The 3,796-nt window shown below is 64.6% G+C and carries 3 protein-coding genes; all 3 read right to left on the bottom strand.

The window, feature by feature from the left end; all coding sequences use genetic code 11:
- Nucleotides 1–82: 82 nt before the first annotated feature.
- Entirely contained in the window at nucleotides 83–1,600 is a 1,518-nt protein-coding gene (locus QZY06_RS02840) for a sensor histidine kinase (protein ID WP_295679918.1), read from the bottom strand.
- Nucleotides 1,593–2,219, bottom strand: a complete 627-nt coding sequence (locus tag QZY06_RS02835; protein ID WP_295679916.1) for a response regulator transcription factor — start codon at nucleotides 2,217–2,219, stop codon at nucleotides 1,593–1,595. Before QZY06_RS02835 ends, QZY06_RS02840 begins: the two co-directional genes overlap by 8 nt.
- Before the next feature lie 144 nt (nucleotides 2,220–2,363).
- A partial coding sequence (locus QZY06_RS02830) for an aldehyde dehydrogenase family protein (RefSeq protein ID WP_295679914.1) occupies nucleotides 2,364–3,796 on the bottom strand: 1,433 nt, incomplete at its 5' end.

The following is a 3,796-nucleotide window of genomic DNA, read 5'->3' as shown; positions in this document are numbered from 1 at the left end:
CCAAATCAGGAATACTTCCTTACGCCTTGTTTTTATTGATTTTTGCGTTGCAGCAAATGCCTGACGAAAGACTGCTGCTGTTTCATTGCAGGGACGACTTCAGAGTCACATCCGGCACACCGTGCCTTGACAGACGCAGTTCCAGAGGAAGGCCGTTGGCGGGCAGGCGCAGCGAGATGCTGGTGCCCTGGTTCGGCTGGCTATCGATCGTCAGCCGGGCGCCGAGTGCTTCGGCCCGTTCGGCCATGCCCAGCAGCCCGAAGCCGGCGCGCCGCCCATCAGGACGCGCGCGTTGACGCTCCTCGGCGCTGGCCTGTAGCGGCATATCGGCCGGCAGGCCGATGCCATCGTCGGCAATGCGCAGATGCAGACTGCCGTCGACATCGCCGAACAGCATCACACTGATCCGACGCGCCCTTGCGTGGCGAGTGGCGTTGATCAGCGCTTCCTGGGCGATGCGGTACAGATAGACCTGCGCCAGCGCCTCGCCGGGTACGCGTTCGACATCGATGCGCACCTCGAAACGGATCTGCGGGCAGCGGCCAGACCAGTCGGCGACCAGATTCTCCAGGGTCGGCCCCAGACCGAATTCGTCCAGCCCGGCCGGCCGCAGTCGCGCCAGCAGGCTGTGCAGGCCATCGTAAAGCTGGGCGATGCCGGCCCGGATGCCGCCGGCACGCGCCATCAATTCCGGGGCGGCGCTGCCGAAGCGCTGCTGCAGCACGGCGGCTTCGGCATCGATTGCCGCCAGACTCTGGCCCATCTCGTCATGCAGCTCGCGAGCGATCGAACGGCGCTCGCGCTCCTGCACTTCAAGGCTGTGGCGCAGCAGGCGTTGATTATCCGAGCGCGCCTGTTCCAGATGACCACCGAGCGCGATCACGCCATCGACGATGGTGCGCAGTTCCAGCGTGGTGACCGATGGCAGGGTCGGATGCAGTTCGCCGCGGCCGATGCGATCGAGCGCATCACGGATCACGTCGATCGGCTTCAGCGCCCGCCAGACCGAAAACACCACGATGGCATTGGTCAGAAAGCCGATCGCGACAATCAGCAGCAGCAGCGGCCGCGCTTCGTTCCAGGCTTCGAGAATTTCGTCGGCGGGATCGGAATGGATGATCACCGGCACGGCTGTTCCATCCGGCTGCAACCATTGGTGCGGCAGTTCGCGAGGCGCGGTGGTGACGTGGGCGATGAACCAGTCCGGCACGCTGTCATCGATCGCCGCAGGACAGGAGCGGCCGTCGCTGCGCAGCTCGCCACCCGGCCGCTCGACGCAGAGATGGCGGGTGTGATCGAAGACGCTTAGCAGCACCGGCAGCACCTGGCGCTGAGCCTGCGTCGCAGGCACAGCCTGATCATTGAGGAGATTGGTGGCCAGCCTCATCACCGCATCGATCTCGCCGCGCACTGCGCGCTTCGAATTGCCGAGCACGGCAAACACGGCAAGCACCAGCACCACGCCCAGCAGGAGCCCGATGAACAGGCTGAGCCGCGTCTTGAGATCCACCCGTGTCCGCCAGGCACGGAGCAGCTCGCGCATCAACCAGCGGGCACGGCTCAGCGCCGTAGGCTTTACTGCCAGCGCAAGCTCAGACACGCACGACGCCAGCCACGATCGCCAGACGAGCCATCTCGGCCGCCGAGCGCAGGCCGAGCTTCACGCGGATCTGCGAGTAATGGTTGGAGACCGTTTTGCCGCTGATGCACAGGCCGGTTGCGATTTCCCGCACCGAATGCCCTTCGGCAACCTGCCGGAAGATTTCGAACTCGCGCTGGGAAAGCTTGTGCAGCACGTCGTTCGTCTGCCGACGGGAAGGTCCCGTTCTGGCCAGATCCGGCGACAGGAATTCCCGGCCGTGAGACACCGCGTCGACAGCCGCCACCAAGGTGTCTGCCGCCGAGCGCTTGCTGACATAGCCGAGTGCGCCAGCCGCCAGCGCACGTTCGACGAACATCGATTCCTCGTGAACGCTGAACGCCAGCGCCCGAAGTTCCGGCTGCCGTGCACGCAGGCGGCGCAGCAGTTCGATACCGCCGACACCCGGCAGCGACAGGTCGGTGATCACCACATCCGGCGCGCATTCCAGAAACCGCCGATAACCCGCGGCAGCAGACGCCGCTTCGGCAACCACCGTGTATTCGGGTGCGCATTCCAGCAATTGGCGATAGCCAGCCCGGACGACGGCATGGTCATCGACCAGCAGAATTCGAATCATGTTGTTCTCCTCTAGCAAGCAGAGCGCTCGACGCGGCGCCTTGTTGGGTCCGACGGGCAAATGAAAAGGCCCAGGCGATCATTGCCCGGGCCTCGTGATACTGACAACAACCGGCTTTCAGAAGCCGATCAGATTACAGCTGGATCAATAGCCGATGCAGACCGACTTCGTTTCCAGGTAGTTGTTCAGCACCTGGTGGCCCATCTCGCGGCCCCAGCCCGACTGCTTGTAACCGCCGAACGGCATCGACGCATCGAAGACGTTGTAGCAGTTGACCCAGACGGTGCCGGCACGCAGACGCGGCACCAGCTTGTGGATCTTCGACACGTCCTGCGACCAGATGCCGGCTGCGAGGCCGTACACCGAATCGTTGGCGCGGCGAACCAGTTCGTCATCCATCTCCTTGAAGCGCGACGCGACCAGCACCGGCCCGAAGATCTCTTCCTGCACGACCTTGGCGCTGTCGGGAGCGTTGATGATGAGCGTCGGCTCGACGAAGTAGCCTTCGTTGCCCCAGCGGCTGCCACCAGTGGCGAGCGACGCGCCCTCGGTCTTGCCGGCGGCCATGTAGCCGGACACGCGATCGAACTGCACCTGCGAGACCAGCGGGCCGAGCTGGGTCGACGGATCGAGGCCCGGGCCCATCTTCAGACCCTTGGCATAGGCGGCGATGCCGGCGATCACTTCGTCGTAGACCTTGTCCTGGATGAATAGGCGCGAACCGGCGCAGCAGGTCTGGCCCTGGTTGAAGAAGATCGCGCTGGCAGCACCCGGGATCGCCTTCGACAGATCGGCGTCGTTGAGGATGATGTTCGGCGACTTGCCGCCGAGTTCCAGGGTCAGCTTCTTGAGGTCATTGGCAGCTGCCTTGACGATCAGCTTGCCGACTTCCGTCGAACCGGTGAAGGCAACCTTGTCGACACCCGGATGGCCGGCCAGCGGCGCGCCGGTGGTTTCGCCGAAGCCGGTGATGATGTTCAGCACGCCCTTCGGCAGGCCGGCTTCCATAATCAACTCGCCGAGACGCAGCGCGGTCAGCGGCGTTTCTTCGGCCGGCTTCAGCACCACGGTGCAGCCGCAGGCCAGTGCCGGCGCCAGCTTCCAGGCCGCCATCAGGATCGGGAAGTTCCACGGAATGATCTGGCCGACAACGCCGATCGGCTCGCGACGGGTGTAAGCGTGGTACTCGGTGCCCGGAGTGAACGGCACCGACAGATCCAGCAGGCCGCCGTCGATCTTGGTCGTCCAGCCCGCCATGTAATGGAAGATGTCGGCGGCGAGCACGACATCGGCGACGCGGGCAACGACGACCGGCTTGCCGTTGTCCAGCGATTCCAGCTGCGCCAGCTCGTCGGCGTTCTGCAGGATCAGGTCACCGATCTTGTGCAGCAGCTTGCCGCGGTTGGCCGGCGACATCTTGCGCCACTCGCTGTGATCATCGAAAGCGCGACGAGCCGCCGCGACGGCGGCGTTGACGTCTTCCTTGCTGCCGCTCTGCGCGTGCGCCACGACCTGGCCAGTGGCCGGGTTGTAGATTTCGAAGGTTTCACCCGACGACGAGGTGACCCACGCGCCGT

This window comes from uncultured Nevskia sp. (assembly GCF_903885465.1).
GTDB lineage: Bacteria > Pseudomonadota > Gammaproteobacteria > Nevskiales > Nevskiaceae > Nevskia.
This window is presented reverse-complemented; position numbering and strand designations above follow the sequence as displayed.